Annotated in this window: 3 protein-coding genes and 1 pseudogene; 3 read left to right on the plus strand and 1 reads right to left on the minus strand. The window is 54.2% G+C overall.

Features of this window, described 5'->3' with window-relative positions; genetic code table 11:
* The 3 genes from GGR62_RS20810 to GGR62_RS20820 all read left to right on the plus strand — a co-directional run.
* Positions 1-148, plus strand: a 148-nt coding sequence (locus tag GGR62_RS20810; protein WP_184409711.1) for a transposase, incomplete at its 5' end; no start/stop codon positions are given.
* Positions 149-232: 84 nt separating this feature from the next.
* A complete protein-coding gene (locus GGR62_RS20815) occupies positions 233-1,213 on the plus strand; it encodes a peptidase (RefSeq protein WP_184409712.1) in 981 nt (326 codons plus the stop codon).
* Positions 1,204-2,184: an IS5 family transposase gene (locus tag GGR62_RS20820; protein ID WP_184409713.1), complete on the plus strand. Its 981-nt coding sequence runs from the start codon at positions 1,204-1,206 to the stop codon at positions 2,182-2,184. Before GGR62_RS20815 ends, GGR62_RS20820 begins: the two co-directional genes overlap by 10 nt.
* 115 nt (positions 2,185-2,299) lie before the next feature.
* Here the strand turns inward: GGR62_RS20820 and GGR62_RS20825 are convergent.
* Positions 2,300-2,421, minus strand: a pseudogene (locus tag GGR62_RS20825) (IS481 family transposase); the annotation flags it as partial.

Genomic DNA, 2,421 nt, shown 5'->3' on the forward strand with positions numbered 1-2,421 from the left:
CGTCGAGCGTAGCTTCGGCTGGGTCAATCGCTTCAGACGACTGGCACGCGACTATGAGCGATTGCCGGAAACGTTGGCCGGTTTGCACTTTGTCGTCTTTACGATCCTGATGCTTGGAAATGCAGCCACGCTCTTTCAAAGTTCATAACACGCTCTAGATAAATGGGCGGTTGACCAATGTTCCGATCCTCGCCGATGATCTCCGCGCAGGGGGGCACAAACGGAGAGTGGGATGAGGATTGTCATTGCTTTTGCCTTAGCGGTTTGCGTATTCGTACCATTTGAAGTATCAGCTCAAATGTCGGGGGAGAATTCAGACACCCGCGAAGCCAAGTCATACGCCAGGAGCGCGCTGATATCTGAGAAAGAGGCTGCAAGGCGACTCAAATTACAGGCCGCCTCTGAGGAATCAATTAACCACATCGTGGAGAGCTACAAAGGCAAATTAGCGGCTGCTTACTGGGAAGATATCCCGGACTTACGTTTCATTATTAAATTGAAGGGGAAAAGCCCTGCTTTGACTCGAAAAGTTTCAACGGTTATGGGCGACGTGCCAATTGTCATCCTGGGAGGAGCAGATAAAACTCTTGAAGAATTGGAAGGGATCATATCCGCAAATAGGAGCGAGTTATATAGAGATATTCCAGGACTTGAGGGTATTTCTATAGATGAAAAGACTGGCCAAATCATCCTTTACATCTTCAATCCTGCTATAGAAAAGAATGCATATGAGAAAGAAACACCCTTACTTGAAAAGAGGTTAAATAATTCAGTGAAGATAGTTTATTTGCGGGGCAAGATGCAACTGACCGCAAATGAAACCGTTCGAGGCGGTGCAATCCTGGAGAACATTAATCGTTGTACGGGGGAGTTCATTGTAAAACACGCAAACTTGGGCAAGGTCGGAATCCTGACAGCAGGCCACTGCCCAAACAATTTGGTTTATTACAACTGGCAGGCGTACGACAGTGAAAAGCAGGTGACAGCCGCATTAAAGTTGGAGGATGAGCTATGGGATGCCAAGCATGATTTGCAATGGCATAGCTTCCCCTCTGTCGGGTATGAGGCTCTGGGCGAAATATACGCGTCGAGTACAGATGAAGGATCAGCAGCAATCATTTTAACCTCTTCGACGCCTAGGGAACCTCTGAACAACGCACCACAGATACGCGACACTACCCGCCTCATGTTGAGGAGTGATCCATGCAACTGACGTTCGGTGACGCTGAGGGCCTGGGCAAGCGCAAGCAGACCCGGCGCGAGATCTTTCTGGCCGAGATGGAGCAGGTGGTTCCGTGGCAGCAACTGCTCGGGCTGATCGCGCCGCACTATCCGGTGTCGGGCCGGCCAGGTCGGCAGCCGTACGCACTGGCGACGATGTTGCGGATTCATCTGCTGCAGCAGTGGTATGCGCTGAGCGATCCGGCGATGGAAGAAGCGCTGCACGAGATTCCGACCTTGCGGCGCTTTGCTCAGCTCGGTGGCTTGGACAACGTTCCCGACGAGACCACGATTCTCAACTTTCGCCGCCTGTTGGAGACCCATGGCCTTGCCGCGCGGATGCTGGAAGCGGTCAACGCGCATCTGGCGCGCAAGGGCCAGAGCCTGCGGTCGGGCACGATCGTCGATGCGACGCTGATCGCGGCGCCCAGTTCGACCAAGAATGCCGACCATGCACGCGACCCTGAGATGCATCAGACCAAGAAGGGCAATCAGTGGTATTTCGGGATGAAGGCGCACATCGGCGTGGATGAATTTTCTGGGCTGGTGCACCACGTCCATTGCACGCCAGCCAACGTCGCCGATGTGACGGTGACGCACGCATTGCTGCATGGCAAGGAAGACAGCGTGTTTGGCGATAGCGGCTACACCGGTGCGGATAAGCGCGAAGAACTGCAAACCTGCGAGGCTGCATTTTTCATTGCTGCCAAGCGGTCGACGATTCAAGCCCTCGGCAACAAGCGGGAGCGTGCTCGGGAACAGCGTTGGGAACACTTCAAGGCCAGCGTGCGCGCGAAGGTGGAGCATCCGTTCCGGGTGATCAAGCGCCAGTTCGGTTACACCAAGGTCCGCTATCGCGGCCTGGCCAAGAACACCGCGCAGGTGCTGACCTTGTTTGCGCTATCGAACCTGTGGATGAAGCGAAAGCAGTTGATGCCTGTCGTGGGGGCGGTGTGCCTGTAACCCGGGCAACACCCTGCAAACGCGCCGGAAACGGCAAAAAAATCGAGGATCTGAGCGCCGTCAGCCTGGCCGATGTGGTTAGGCTCATCCTCCGATGCCGTTGATCAGACCATCCCTAGATGTTCAGTCCCGGCATTAGATAGATCGGATCCACCTTGAACAGATCGGGTTCGGATGTCCACTGTTTGCAGATGAATTCGTACGGTGTCAGACCTTTTAGGGCTTTGAGCCTGCGAC

This window comes from Xanthomonas sp. 3075 (assembly GCF_014197275.1).
GTDB lineage: Bacteria > Pseudomonadota > Gammaproteobacteria > Xanthomonadales > Xanthomonadaceae > Xanthomonas > Xanthomonas campestris_B.